Raw genomic sequence first — 12,163 nt, forward strand, 5'->3', positions numbered from 1 at the left:
AAAGCAAAAGGATGATATTGTGTTAGAGACTATTATGAACCGGCTGCGCGGCGTCAGTTTTGTCCGTACCATATTGCCGATATTGGCGGTGATCGCCATTATCATTGCCGCCATTGTCGTGATGAGTGGCCAGCCTGACCGTAGCGAAGAACAGCCTGAGATCAGTCCGCCAAAAGCCACTGCTGCCTTCGGCAATCAACCAAGCGTAGCGGGTTCCGGTGTTGTCGAACCCGCTAGCGAAGTGATCGAGATCGGCACCAGCCTCGCCGGCATAGTGACAAATGTCTATGTCACGCCGGGAGATCAGGTAGCAGCTGGCGATCCGTTATTTCTTATCGATGATCGCGCAATCCGCTCGCAGATCAGTGAGGCCAGTGCCGCGATAGCACAGGCCCGCGCTGCCCGGGAAACCGCACGGGCACAGCTTGCCACGGCGCGTCAGCAATCATCGCTTTATAGCAATATCGAAGATCCTCGCGCCGTGTCGCAGCAGGAAGTGATTGATCGCAGCGGTGCCGTCCGCACGGCACGGGCACAACTGCGACAAGCCGAAGCCGATATCCGTAGCGCGGAAGCGGCCCGGGCCCGAGCGACAACGGACCTCGGGCGGCTCACCGTCCGGGCGCCGATTGCGGCGGAAATATTGTCTGTCAACGTCCGGCCTGGTGAATATGCCAATCCCGGCGGACCACAAGGCGGCGGCGGTGATCCTTATATGGAAATCGGCAATACCAACCCCTTGCACATACGGATTGATATTGACGAGAACGAGATAGGCCGGGTCGTGATGGGTGCGGAAGCCATTGTCAGTCCGCGTGGTCAGGCCGACCAGCGGGTGAAGGCGACATTTGTGAGAGCAGAGCCTTTGGTAACGCCAAAAACATCACTGACCAATTCCGCCACCGAACGGGTTGATGTTCGCGTGTTGCAGCTCATCTATCAAATCCCGATCGACCAGGGCTTTTTTGTCGGGCAGCAGGTCGACGCCTTCGTCAAAGCGAAAAATGGCGCCCGCAATGGCGCCAAGAAAGCGGACGACACAAAATGAAAGAGCCTGTGAAGATCGCAATCACTCTAGCGGCATCGCTCACTCTGGCGGGTTGCTCTACTATGGGCACCGGCAAAACAAGCGCTGAGCTTGATCCGGCAACTGTGGTAACACCGGAAGCCTTTGCGCTGGCATCCGACGTCATCGCACAGGATCGCGAAACGCTCGACTATTTGCTGCCAACCGACGACCCGGCATTCACGGCATTGCGCACTGCGGCCGAAGAGGACGCGCCAACACTTGCCGCTGCTTTGGCACGGATCGATGCGGCAAGGGCCGCTGCCGATGGGGCCAATGCCAACCGCTTGCCAGCAGTAGCGGCAGACGGCAGCATTTCTCGAACCCGCAGCAATCCCGGCAGTTTCGGGACCAACCTGCCGCCGGGAATTTCCATTGACCGCAACCAGACCAGCTATGGCGCTAATATTACAGCCAATTGGGACATCGATATTTTTGGCGGTCTGCGTGCCAGCGCGCGCGCAGCTAAAATCCGGATAAACGCGGCCACCGCCGATGCAGCCGCCGTACGACTGGCATTGGTGTCGAGCATTGCCGCTAACATTGTCGATTGGCGTACACTGCAAAACCGAGCCATCGTCTTGCAAGAGGATTTGGCCGCTGCCGAGAACCTGATGCGTTTGACCGAACTACGCGCCCGAGCAGGTATCGCGCCAGGCCTTGATGCCGTACAAGCAGAAAGCCTGATTGCCGATGCACGGTCCCGGCTGGCCGCCCTGCCCGGCGAGCGCGCGGTCATTGTCGGCGCGCTGGTTACACTGACCGGGAAGGACACGGCAACCATATTGGAAAGCCTGAAAAGCATACCATCTGAAACCAGCGTTCCCAGGCCGCCGCTGAGTTCGCCATCGGCAATGCTCCGCGCCCGACCTGATGTTGCCGCCGCCGAAGCAAGGCTGGCGGCTGCAGATGCCGATATTGCTGCTGCCGCGGCAGAGCGTTTCCCTAAAATCACCTTATCCGGTGCGATCGGATTGCTCAGCTTTGCACTCGGCGATCTGTTCAGCAATGACTCGTTGGTGGGAAGTCTTGGCGCTGGCATTGCTGGCCCCCTGCTCGACTTTGGTCGCGTCGACGCCCAGATCGATCAGAGCAAGGCCAATGCCCGAGAAGCTTTTGCATCCTATCGTGGTGCAGTTTTCACAGCGTTGGGCGAAGCGGAAACCGCTTATGGACAGGTCGCGTCAGTTGACGCAGAAGTTGTTTCGCTGATCGCGCAGGAAAAACTGGAAGAGGATGCCGAATATCTGCTTGGCATCCGCTATCGCAATGGTCTGAGTGACTTTCGCGACGTTCTAAACGCCCGCCGCACGCTCAACACCACCCGTACACAGGTTGCGATTGCCAATGGCCGCGCCTCGCGCGCGCGGGTTGCCCTGTGGCAGGCTCTGGGCGGCAGTTAAGCGTTTCCGAACCCATTGGCTTTACCGAATCTCAGCGGCTTCGCGGATAACATATTAATCGTCGCTTGCCCGACGCTCATCAAACCACTGCCGCATCAAGGCGGATTGGCAACCGGTGAAACCGTTTGTTCCATTAACTGAGCAGCTATTTGGCCGGCCAGCACGGGCCGCGTCTTCGTGCAGTGCAACCGTCGAAGTCCAGCTGTGGCTAATAGCCCGCTCTTCTTCTTCCGTTTCTCGTAGTTCCTCAGGAATGCGATAACGCTCTGATTCCGGTCTTTGGGCACAAACCACAATTTCATCGTCACTTGTCGCTTCAGGGCACTCGTCTTCACCAAATGTGACCAATACCGAAAATCTTTCCGGTGTATCCGGTTGATCAGGTGCGGCCGACACAGCGGCAAAGGGGAAAGCAATGAGCACAAGGAAAAGAATTGGCTGGAGGGAAGATATGCTTTTAAACAACGCGTTGCCTTTCCCGATCGGTTTACAATCATAGTTCTGACAGCATCTTGCTGTCAGATGCCTGAACCGATGCGGAATATATCAGGCAGCCGTTACATCATGCCCGTAGAGCCACGCGAGTCTCTCGTCCGCAATATCGGGCTTGATCCTACTTGCCAGCCACATTGGCCCGTAGGTTTTGAGTTTCCCCGCCGACGTCCGCTGATGAAACAGGCCCATATTGGCGCGAGCCGCAGCCTGGACCTTTGCAGTGCGGCCATGCCGTGCCCTGAAATAAGCGCTTAGAGCAGCGCGATGGTCTTTTTCTTCGGACAAATGCTGCGCCAGGACATAACCATCCTCGATCGCCTGTACGGCCCCCTGTGCCATGAAAGGCAGCATCGGATGACAGGCATCCCCCAGCAGGGCAACCCGACCGTCAATCCATTGTTCCAGTGGGTCACGATCAAAAAGCGCCCAGCGATAATGGGCATCAGCCTGCTCCAGCAATGTGGTGATCGTCGGATGCCATCCTTCAAAATCGGCCAGTGCTTCGGCGCGACTTCCCTTTTCGGTCCAGCTTTCACTCTGCCAGTCATCGCGTTCGACCACACCGACAAAATTTGCAAGTTCACCGCCGCGCAACAAATAGGTGACAGCATGCTTGCCTTCGCCAAACCAAGCACTGGAAACAGGTAGCGGCGCATTGCGACCAAGTCTCTCGACCGGCACGATCGCACGCCAGGCGGTATTCCCTGTAAACCGGGCTTCATCTGCGCCCAGCATCTGCGTGCGGATGACAGAGTGGATGCCGTCGGCACCGACGATGATGTCGCCAATGGCTTTTGAACCGTCAGCAAGTACGGCCCAAGCCTTGTGATCATCTTGCCCATAGCCTGTAACGGTGGCTCCGATTCTCACCGTTGAACTCTTTCGTTCGTCTAGCGCTGCCTTGAGAAGGTTGATCAAATCCGCACGGTGCACATGTAGGTAAGGCGCGCCGAATGTGTCTTCATAATGCGTGATCGGGTTAGTGAATATCGGCCTGCCCGATTCACCCATTCTGAATTGCGTCGCGCGTGGGCGAGAGGCAATGGCTTCAATCTGTTTATCAATGTCCAGCGCACGAAAAACTTTCATCCCGTTCGGACTGATCTGGATACCCGCCCCAATTTCGCCGAGTTCAGGGGCCTGTTCATATATCTCGACATCCCAACCGAATTTTTGAAAACATAGCGCGGCATTTAATCCCCCGATTCCGCCGCCTATAATTATCGCTTTCATATCGCCTGGTCCGCTGTCTTGACCTGTTTACTCGTTCTGAGTGCTGTAGCCGCAGTTGATAACATTTTGCACCCATTCTATGTCTCAATCTGTTAGATAATTTCTTTATGGCATCCATGTCTTCTTCCCTTAGCTCCGATCCCGACCCCGCTATGATCAAAACCTGCTCCATCTGGCGGGCACTGGAGATATTGGGCGACACACCCATTTTGCTTATTCTGGAATCGATCTGGATGGGATCAACTCGGTTCACTCAGCTAAAACAACGCACCGGCATTCAAAAAGCGCTGCTCTCCAATCGGTTGAGCCGTCTGATTGACAACGGCATTTTGCGCAAAAAGGCTGAACCCGGATCGTCAAAACATCCCCAATATGGACTGACCGAAAAAGGGGTAGATCTTTTTCCAACCGTTTTGACCTTATATGTCTGGGAACGCAAATGGGGCACGGCCGACATCCGGCGCAATCTCGAATTGCGTCATGAAAGCTGTGGTGCAATCCTCAATCCCGTGCCGGTCTGCGGTTCGTGCAAGCAAGCATTTGATTTGCGAGAAGTCTCTTTCGTCGAAGGACCCGGTATCGGTGTAATGCCGGCCGACTATAGCCGTCGGCGCAATCAGGTCAGCTTCCAATCCGATCAGCCGTCGCTGCTGCGCGGATCAGTGGAAATATTGGGCGACCGCTGGTCTGCGTTGATCATGCGAGCCGTGTTCACTGGCTTGAATCGCTTTGACGCCATCGCGGCCGATAGCGGTGCCGCGCCCGCGATTTTGTCAGACCGGTTAAAGGCTTTGGTAGAATCAGAGGTTTTGAAAGCCATCCCCTATCAGGAAAACCCTGTACGCAACGACTATGCTCTCACCAAAAAGGGCTTCGATTATTATTCCGTGATCATGATGTTGATGCTGTGGGGTGACAAATATTATGGCGCAGCGGAAGGTCCCCCGGTCCTGTTGACGCACACGACATGCGGCGCACGGCTCGTCCCGGAAATCGCCTGTAGCCACTGCGAGGAAATTGCATATCCGCAATCAGTGGCCATCGTCGGACTGAATAACTGATTTAACAAACAAGCGGTTAGCACGATGATCCGTGATCGGGTCCGTTTCCGCTTGACCCGGGAAACGCAATACCGGATAGCTTAGTGACTTCTATAACCATACCAAATACGGAGTCACTGGCCTTGCCTCAACTCGTAAACCGCGTGAAAGCAACCCTTTCCCCCAATGACCACCCCTATCTCAATGGGGCCTGGACCCCCAATTTCGATGAATATGATGCCGACGACCTGACGGTGATCGGTGAAATCCCCGCCGATATTGATGGGGTCTATATTCGCAATACCGAAAATCCTGTGCATGATGCAATCGGCCGCTATCACCCCTTTGACGGCGACGGCATGCTGCATATGATGCGCCTGTCGGGTGGCAAGGCGGATTATAAAAACCGCTTTGTTCGCACTCGCGCTTTCGAAGCGGAGGAAGAGGCAGGCCGGTCCCTGTGGATAGGCTGTATGGGCAATCCGAAGAAATCGGAGCGCAGCGGCTGGGGGGCGCATGGCCATATCAAGGACAGCTCGTCAACCGATGTGGTTGTCCATGCCGGCAATATCCTCTCAACCTTCTGGCAATGCGGTGAAGGCTATCGGCTCGATCCCTGTTCGCTTGACACCTTGGGCGTTGAGGGCTGGGCACCGATTGACGGTATCTCAGCGCATCCGAAGCTTGATCCCGCGACCGGCGAGTTGCTGTTTTTCAACTATTCTACCCACGCTCCCTATATGCATTATGGTGTGGTTGGCGCTGACAATAAATTGAAACACTATATTCCGGTCGATTTGCCTGCACCGCGCTTGCCGCATGATATGTGCTTTTCGAAAAACTATTCGATCCTCAATGATTTTCCAATGTTCTGGCCGCAAGCAATGCTGGATAACGGATTTTATATCCCGGTCTTCGACAAGACCATGAAATCCCGTTTCGCTGTGGTTCCGCGTTTCGGAAAGCCAGAGGATATCCAATGGTTTGAAGCCGACTCTACATATGTCCTGCATTTCATGAATGCATATGAAGATGGTGACGAACTGATCATGGACGGCTATTTTCAGGAAGATCCCCGACCCGATCCGCTACAGTCGATGCCTGGTGAATATCAAGCCATGGGCGCCAATCTCGATCTGCATTCGCTAAAAACCCATTTGCACCGCTGGCGGTTCAATCTCAGCACGGGAAAGACCGAAGAAGAGCGGTTATATGATGACGAGATTGTGGAATTCGGGACCATCAATCCCGCCTATGCCGGTAAAAAACATCGCTATGTCTACAGCGTGACCGGCGAGGATGGTTATTTCCTGTTCACCGGCATGATCAAACATGATCTGGAAACCGGCGCAACCCAACATTATGCCTTCGGCCCAGGCCGCTATGGTTCAGAGGCCCCTTTCATTGCGCGCAAAAATGCGACATCAGAGGATGATGGCTATCTGATCAGCTTCATCACCGATATGAATCTCGATCGTTCAGAATGTGTGATATTGGATGCCAAGAATATTGAGGCGGGCCCGGTTTGTCAGATCATCTTGCCCCATCGTATTTGCAGCGGCACCCATGCGGTTTGGGCGGATGCTGATGAACTGAAATAGAGGAGACAGGCGTGTCACAGAATATCTATATATTGGGTGGTCATCAGACAGATTTTGCCCAAAACTGGACGCGCGAGGACAAATCTCTCTTTGATCTCTTTGCCACCACGGTCCTTACCGCGCTGGAAAAAACCGGATTGGATCCGAAAGATATCGAAGTCGGTCATGTCGGCAATTTTGTCGCGGAACTGTTTACCGGCCAAGGCATGCTCGGCGGCTTTTTCGGCCATGTGCACAAAGATTTTTCCGGCATGCCGGCCTCACGCCACGAAGGTGCATGCGCCTCTGGATCACTGGCGATATTGGGCGCGATGACCGATATCGAGAGCGGTCGCTATGATCTCGCCTGCGTCGCCGGAGTCGAGTTGATGCGTAATGTCCCCGGGGGTCAGGCCGCCGATAATCTCGGCGCGGCTATATTTGTCGGCGAAGAAGGACAGGATGCCAAATTTATCTGGCCTGCCATGTTCTCCGATCTCGCCGAAGAATATGATCGCCGCTATGGGCTGCGCCACGAGCATCTGATGGAGATATCCAAAACCAATTTCGACAATGCCCGGCGCAATCCCAATGCCCAAAGCCGCAACTGGCAGTTCGAGGACAAGAGTTTTACCGCCGACGATGACTATAACCCGGTGATCGAAGGATGGATGCGGCGACAGGATTGCGGCCAAGTTTCCGATGGGGCAGCGGTCGTCTTTCTGGCGTCTGAGGCGCGTGCAAAGCAATATGCCGACACCCATGGCGTACCGCTTGAAAGTCTTGCCCAGATCAAGGGATGGGGCCACACAACCGCGCCCATGCTCATGCAGACGAAATTGGTTGATAGCGCCAATGATGACTATGTCCTGCCATGGACACGTAAGGCAATCACCGACGCCTATCGCCGCGCCGGAATTGCCGGTCCCGGACAGCTTGATGCGATCGAGACCCACGACTGTTTCTCGGTCACCGAATATATGGCGATCGAGCATTTCGGCATCACCGCACCGGGCGAGGCATGGAAGGCGATCGAGCAAGGGGTTATCGCATTTGACGGCAGCCTTCCGGTTAATCCGTCAGGCGGTCTGATCGGCATGGGGCATCCTGTGGGTGCGACCGGCGTCCGCATGATTCTCGACGCGACGAAGCAAGTGACTGGAAATGCAGGCGATTACCAAGTAGAAGGGGCCAATATGGTCGGAACCTTCAACGTGGGAGGCTCTGGCACAACCAATTGCGCATTCGTCGTGGGAGCATAGCCTTGAGCCTGAAATTGTTTATCGCCCTAGTTGTTACCATCCTTATCGGTGGGCTGGTCTCGCTGGCTGGCAGTCAGGGCGGAGCAACGGCCGGTTCAATCCCCGTGTTTCTGATTTGCGGACTATTGGCGTTTGGGATCAACTGGCTGGCATTCATTCCTGCCAACGCAGCAAAGACAGAAAAATATTACGACCTGACCGGTTCTTTCACCTATTTGTCCCTGATGATCATCGCTGGCGTGCTTTCCGCGCCTCTTGATGCCCGTTCAATGATCATTGCCTTGATGGTGATTGTCTGGGCCCTGCGACTGGGTTCATTCCTGTTCCTGCGTATTCGCGACGATGGCGGTGATCAGCGGTTTGATGAAATAAAAAAATCCCCCGCGCGCTTCTTTCTGACCTGGAGCATGCAAGCGATATGGGTGCTGCTGACGGCGGCGAGTGCGCTGGTTATCATTACCAACAGCACCCGTCTGCCCCTCGATATATTTGCTTTTGTCGGTATCGGATTATGGATAGCCGGCTTTGCAATCGAGGTTGTGTCTGACCGACAGAAGCGCGAGTTTCGAAAGGTACCGGAGAATAAGGGACGGTATATTTCCACCGGCCTATGGGCATGGTCGCGCCATCCGAACTATTTCGGCGAGATATTATTGTGGACCGGTGTGACCGTCGCATCCCTGCCGGTGCTCAGCGGCTGGCAGTGGGTGACAATTATCTCCCCGATATTTGTTGCATTCCTGATCATCCGGATCAGCGGCGTGCCGAAACTGGAAGCGCACGCCAAGAAAAAATGGGGCGATGAAAAAGGATATCAGGACTATGTCTCGTCGGTGCCTCTGGTAATCCCGCGACCGCCAAAAGGCTGACATTTAAGGGATGGCAGTGATCGGATGCGAGTTAAAACTGCATCGCGCGCACTTCCCCGCCCATGAGCTCCAGAAAACCGGCCCTGACCGCACAAGCAACCATGTGGGTCCGGTTTTTCGCGCGCAGCTTCAATCTGATATTCTCAATATGCCGGTCGACCGTTCGCGGTGATATTTCCACCTGACGGGCGACTTCCTTGGCGGATAGTCCGAGCGCCACATATTTGAGGATTTCCGCTTCCCGGCGCGTAAGTACCGGGTCGTTTCTTAGATTCAGTGCGTGGTGCATGATGAGGATTGCCTTTTCGAAAATTCTGCGCGGTCTAGCGACAGAAGGGGGTTAGGTTTGAAAAAAGGGGGCCACACCTGGGTGCAGCCCCAGTTGGCAGGAAAAAGCAGCAGAGCTGTTTCATCCCGCATCGGGTCGTCAGGGTCGTGAAAGATTAAATTCAGTTATTTCGCCGTGCATCCACAGCCGATGTCAGAAGTCTTTGCTCAAGATTCTGCAAGGTCTTTGCTCTGGTTTCATCAACACAATCGTTGATATCGCGCCGTAAAATATCGGCGGCGATTCCGGGCACTGCACAGACGTTTTTCGCTGCCCGGCTGACTCTGTGGTGCAGCTTGGCAACATCTTTCTGGCGGGACAGATCAAGATCATGATGGCGGACAAACTCGCTATTATAGATCGCGTCTTTTGCGGATGCAGTTGATGGCATGATAGCCAAAGCAACAGCGCCTAAAATCATGGTTCCGAGGAAGGTAAAACCGATGGTCATATCTGACCTTCGTCGTCGCTTTACCATGCTGTTTGGAGGTGTCATTATAGATTCTTTCTATTCATTAGGGGGTTGATACGGCTTTCGAGAAGCGGCACCTCTCTGATGTGCTTGCGTGTCACGCAGCATGTTCATCGGCATGTCATTTCCGTTGTTTTTTCCTTCGGCGGCATTAAATTGTTGGTCGGTCACAGGGGTGGCCACGGCCATCAACTACCAGTGAATAGAAAATGACTCGCGGGGCGTGTGAGTAGAATAGCTATGAGAAACTTGGAAATAGGCGTGCTTGGAGGCCTGTCTGTGCGCCACGCGGGAGACGCCGTTAAACTTCCCGCATCGCGCAAGGCCAGGGCGATGCTGGCCCTGCTCGTGCTGACGGGAAAACCCCAACATCGCGAAAGACTATGTGATCTGTTCTGGGATGGCCCCGATGATCCCCGTGGCGCACTGCGATCTGCTATCTGGAAACTGCGTCGATTGCTCAATGAACCAGAGGCCGAGCGGATCGTGGCCGATCGGGAGTGGGTTCAGTTTGACCCTGTTGCAGCGACCGTCGACTATACAAACTTAGCGGAACGCGCGCAGCGTGATGAGGCGTTGGCCGGTCAGGAATTTGCCGACGTGCGCGCGGTGCTTGACCAGCCCTTGCTGGCCGGGCTCGATTTACCGGATCATCCTGACTATCAAGCCTGGCTCGCGGCAATGCGTGAAGATGCGGAAGCCTTGCGTACTCGTCTTCTCCCCGATCTGGGTGCGAGAGCAGGATCGCCGATCGATGAACCGGGCCAGTTACATCTGGCGCGTCAAAAAATCGGCTTTGCCGATGCGGCGGACGGTACACGCATCGCGTGGGCACGCATTGGATCAGGGCCACCTTTGGTGAAGGCCGCCAATTGGTTGAACCATCTCGAACTGGATTGGGACAGTGAGGTCTGGTCACCCCTGTTTCAGGAACTGGCGCGAGATCATTGCCTCATTCGCTATGACGAGCGCGGCAATGGCATGTCTGATTGGGAGGTGCCGGACCTTGGGTTTGGAGCTTTTGTAACCGATCTGGAAGGCGTGGTCTCAGAAAGCGGTGTCGGAAAATTTCCGTTGCTTGGGATATCCCAAGGTGCAGCGGTTGCGATTGAATATGCCGCGCAAAACCCCGACCGTGTAAGCCACCTGATCTTATGGGGCGGCTATGCCGCCGGCTGGCGCGTCAGTGGTGATGATGGCTCAAAAGCGGAAAGAGAGGCATTGATCACGCTGGTTGCAAATGGCTGGGGCCGAGACGATTCTAGCTATCGCAACCTGTTTTCGCGGGCTCTCATCCCCGGTGCAACAGAAGCGGAACGCGTTGCATTTGATGAATTTCAAAGGAAAACAGTATCACCCGCCAATGCGGCTCGGTTTCTGGAAACATTTGCGGACATCGATGTGCGCCACCGTCTCGCTTCGGTTAAATGCCCCACACTAGTGATGCATGCCAGAGGCGATCAACGCGTGCCGGTCTCTGAAGGCGCTGAAATTGCGAGCCGGATTAGCGGTGCTGAATTTGTGACATTACCGACCGACAATCATCTTCTCCTCGGAAGGGAACATAGCTCCGAGCTGTTTGTAGCCCATGTCCGACAATTTCTTTCGGATCACAATTCTGGTCAAAAATGAAGGCGGCTAGCAGCAAAACAGAAAAGCCACCATTCTGCCTAGTCCTTGGGTGATGCGATACCAGTGGTCAAAATTTCGTTTGCGATCTCAGCCACTTCGGAAGCGGATTTCTCTTCGGTCCAGATACCGTAGCGCAGGCCCAGGAAAACATTCATGCCCATTATGGCCCAGGCATGGGCTTCCTCCAGATCATCGCGCAAATCGCCCGCGTCGCTACCCTCTTGCAACCGTTCAAATATCCGTGCCGCCGTCGCTTCATAATGTGACCGATAGCTATCCGGATCAACAAATTCGGCCTCATCAATGATGCGATAGATTTCCTTATGGTCGCGGGCAAAGGTCATGAAAGCCTGTAGCGCCAGTTTTTCGCGCTCCAACGCGCCCTGCCACTCGGTCATGGCACTGGCGGCATGGCTTTTGACGCGCGTACTCATGTCCTTCACGAGTGCGCTGAACAATTCGTCCTTCGAGTCAAAATAGGTGTAGAAACTTCCCAGAGCGGTCCCTGCCCTTTGGGTTATTCCAGTGATCGACGCTTCGTGAAAGCCTTTCTCACCAAATTCTATTGCGGCGGCATCCAGCAGTTTGCGCTTTGTTTTGAGACCGCGAGCGGTGCGCGGCTGCTTGTCTTTGGACTCAACATGATCGGAATATTCTGTGGCCATGAAGTCACGGCTAACGGCATTTTCCTTGATTGGCAAATTTCGAAGTTGAAATATGGTTCATGTTTCAATAATGGAGAATCAACGATCTGGAATCGCCAGACTTAAAATAACAGGAGAA

Annotated in this window: 12 protein-coding genes; 7 read left to right on the forward strand and 5 right to left on the reverse strand. The window is 54.6% G+C overall.

The genetic code is table 11. The features are described from left to right. Positions 1–19: 19 nt before the first annotated feature. Together DG177_RS07090 and DG177_RS07095 are read left to right on the forward strand one after the other, a co-directional pair. A complete protein-coding gene (locus DG177_RS07090; RefSeq protein ID WP_337658592.1) occupies positions 20–1,048 on the forward strand; it encodes an efflux RND transporter periplasmic adaptor subunit in 1,029 nt (342 codons plus the stop codon). Further along, positions 1,045–2,469, forward strand: a complete 1,425-nt coding sequence (locus tag DG177_RS07095) for a TolC family protein (RefSeq protein ID WP_337658593.1) — start codon at positions 1,045–1,047, stop codon at positions 2,467–2,469. Before DG177_RS07090 ends, DG177_RS07095 begins: the two co-directional genes overlap by 4 nt. Positions 2,470–2,523: 54 nt before the next feature. Here the strand turns inward: DG177_RS07095 and DG177_RS07100 are convergent, their stop codons facing one another. Both DG177_RS07100 and DG177_RS07105 read right to left on the reverse strand, forming a co-directional pair. Continuing rightward, complete coding sequence (locus DG177_RS07100; RefSeq protein ID WP_337658594.1) at positions 2,524–2,934, reverse strand: hypothetical protein; 411 nt, start codon at positions 2,932–2,934, stop codon at positions 2,524–2,526. 81 nt (positions 2,935–3,015) lie between these two features. After that, complete coding sequence (locus tag DG177_RS07105; RefSeq protein WP_108810854.1) at positions 3,016–4,197, reverse strand: FAD-dependent monooxygenase; 1,182 nt, start codon at positions 4,195–4,197, stop codon at positions 3,016–3,018. 107 nt (positions 4,198–4,304) lie between these two features. On the opposite strand from DG177_RS07105, the gene DG177_RS07110 reads away from it, so the two are divergent. The 4 genes from DG177_RS07110 (at position 4,305) to DG177_RS07125 (ending at position 8,948) form a co-directional block, all read left to right on the forward strand. Then, complete coding sequence (locus DG177_RS07110; protein WP_108810855.1) at positions 4,305–5,258, forward strand: winged helix-turn-helix transcriptional regulator; 954 nt, start codon at positions 4,305–4,307, stop codon at positions 5,256–5,258. Between the two features lie 83 nt (positions 5,259–5,341). After that, positions 5,342–6,838: a carotenoid oxygenase family protein gene (locus DG177_RS07115; protein WP_337658595.1), complete on the forward strand. Its 1,497-nt coding sequence runs from the start codon at positions 5,342–5,344 to the stop codon at positions 6,836–6,838. Positions 6,839–6,849: 11 nt separating this feature from the next. Next, the gene (locus DG177_RS07120) at positions 6,850–8,079 is read left to right on the forward strand and encodes an acetyl-CoA acetyltransferase (protein WP_108810856.1); all 1,230 of its coding nucleotides are present in this window, start codon (positions 6,850–6,852) and stop codon (positions 8,077–8,079) included. A 2-nt stretch (positions 8,080–8,081) separates the two neighbouring features. After that, positions 8,082–8,948: a DUF1295 domain-containing protein gene (locus tag DG177_RS07125; RefSeq protein ID WP_337658596.1), complete on the forward strand. Its 867-nt coding sequence runs from the start codon at positions 8,082–8,084 to the stop codon at positions 8,946–8,948. Positions 8,949–8,979: 31 nt separating this feature from the next. Here the strand turns inward: DG177_RS07125 and DG177_RS07130 are convergent, their stop codons facing one another. Both DG177_RS07130 and DG177_RS07135 read right to left on the reverse strand, forming a co-directional pair. Continuing rightward, positions 8,980–9,237 carry a LuxR C-terminal-related transcriptional regulator gene (locus DG177_RS07130; protein WP_108810857.1) on the reverse strand — a complete coding sequence of 86 codons (258 nt, stop codon included), beginning with the start codon at positions 9,235–9,237 and terminating at the stop codon, positions 8,980–8,982. Between the two features lie 160 nt (positions 9,238–9,397). Next, on the reverse strand, positions 9,398–9,772 hold the full coding sequence (locus DG177_RS07135; protein WP_108810858.1) for a UrcA family protein: 375 nt from the start codon (positions 9,770–9,772) through the stop codon (positions 9,398–9,400). A gap of 216 nt (positions 9,773–9,988) precedes the next feature. On the opposite strand from DG177_RS07135, the gene DG177_RS07140 reads away from it, so the two are divergent. Continuing rightward, positions 9,989–11,380, forward strand: coding sequence for an alpha/beta fold hydrolase (locus DG177_RS07140; RefSeq protein ID WP_337658597.1), 1,392 nt, complete (start codon positions 9,989–9,991; stop codon positions 11,378–11,380). 38 nt (positions 11,381–11,418) lie between these two features. Here the strand turns inward: DG177_RS07140 and DG177_RS07145 are convergent, their stop codons facing one another. Further along, on the reverse strand, positions 11,419–12,045 hold the full coding sequence (locus DG177_RS07145) for a TetR family transcriptional regulator (protein ID WP_108810859.1): 627 nt from the start codon (positions 12,043–12,045) through the stop codon (positions 11,419–11,421). Between the last annotated feature and the right edge of the window lie 118 nt (positions 12,046–12,163).

This window comes from Sphingorhabdus sp. Alg231-15 (assembly GCF_900149705.1).
Classification (GTDB): Bacteria; Pseudomonadota; Alphaproteobacteria; order Sphingomonadales; family Sphingomonadaceae; genus Parasphingorhabdus.

What these genes read in the sequence shown, in the direction of transcription:
- DG177_RS07095 (WP_337658593.1), top strand. Translation starts at nt 1,045, where the DNA reads ATGAAAGAGCCTGTGAAGATCGCAATCACTCTAGCGGCATCGCTCACT.
- DG177_RS07105 (WP_108810854.1), bottom strand. Translation starts at nt 4,197, where the DNA reads ATGAAAGCGATAATTATAGGCGGCGGAATCGGGGGATTAAATGCCGCG.
- DG177_RS07110 (WP_108810855.1), top strand. Translation starts at nt 4,305, where the DNA reads ATGGCATCCATGTCTTCTTCCCTTAGCTCCGATCCCGACCCCGCTATG.
- DG177_RS07130 (WP_108810857.1), bottom strand. Translation starts at nt 9,237, where the DNA reads ATGCACCACGCACTGAATCTAAGAAACGACCCGGTACTTACGCGCCGG.
- DG177_RS07135 (WP_108810858.1), bottom strand. Translation starts at nt 9,772, where the DNA reads ATGACACCTCCAAACAGCATGGTAAAGCGACGACGAAGGTCAGATATG.
- DG177_RS07140 (WP_337658597.1), top strand. Translation starts at nt 9,989, where the DNA reads ATGAGAAACTTGGAAATAGGCGTGCTTGGAGGCCTGTCTGTGCGCCAC.
- DG177_RS07145 (WP_108810859.1), bottom strand. Translation starts at nt 12,045, where the DNA reads ATGGCCACAGAATATTCCGATCATGTTGAGTCCAAAGACAAGCAGCCG.